Here is an 835-nt window from a genome sequence, read left to right as displayed (position 1 = left end):
CATAGACCCACTTAAAAAGCATTTCCGGCATCCACACATGGTAAGGTTGAACTAAGGAATTTACGCGCACGACGCCGAGAGATATGGGAGGGTCCACCACCATGTTGAATGTGGAGATCCAAAGGTGGGTGTTTTTGCCCAACCCCTCGAAAAGGTATATTTCAGAATAATCAAATAATAATGCGCCTAATACATTCAGACATTAAAGATTATTCTCCCTATAGTTAAAAAAGGAAGCATAAAAATTATGCTTCCTAATGAAATTCTTAATCCATATGCAATTAACAGCAGTTATTATTATTTTGTTCTTTCTTTGAATCAGATTCTTGCTTGTTTTCCTCAATTTGAACAGAGCAACATTCTTGCTTGTTTTCCTCAATTTGAACAGAGCAACATTCTTGTTGTTTAGGTTTTAATTTAGAAATAGCTTTTTTAAAGCTGCTTTTTTCCATTTTAACACCTCCTTTAAACGTTTTAGCAATTACATGTTGGTGTACAACACTCATCATTGCTATCAACTTGACGTTCATTCTCATCTAAAAACTCAAAGAGTTGAGCGTAAGGTTCTTGTTGTAAAATGTTAAATGTTTTTTCACATACAAAAGTCCTTTCACCCCTTTGATAAATATGATCGTCGTCATCTTCAATGTGTTTAAAAGGTCCTTTATATATTACGGATTGCCCTTTATCAATGCAAGGGCCTTCTTTTGATTACAGCCATCGGAATTTACCACCCTTGCCATCTTTTTTACCACCGTTTGCCAAGGTATTTACCACACATTGCCAGTGTATTTACCAATGGTTGAAAAAGCCCTACAGACCAATGTTTTAAAAG

Annotated in this window: 1 protein-coding gene; it reads right to left on the bottom strand. The window is 35.6% G+C overall.

Features of this window, described 5'->3' with window-relative positions:
- Nucleotides 1-281 precede the first annotated feature (281 nt).
- A complete protein-coding gene (locus E4U82_RS20120) occupies nt 282-452 on the bottom strand; it encodes a hypothetical protein (protein WP_167751517.1) in 171 nt (56 codons plus the stop codon).
- Between the last annotated feature and the right edge of the window lie 383 nt (nt 453-835).

The organism is Lentibacillus salicampi (assembly GCF_004565465.1).
In the GTDB taxonomy this organism is placed as follows: Bacteria; Bacillota; Bacilli; order Bacillales; family Amphibacillaceae; genus Lentibacillus; species Lentibacillus salicampi.
Note: the sequence above shows the minus strand (reverse complement) of the source record. Positions and strands in the feature narration are given on the sequence as shown.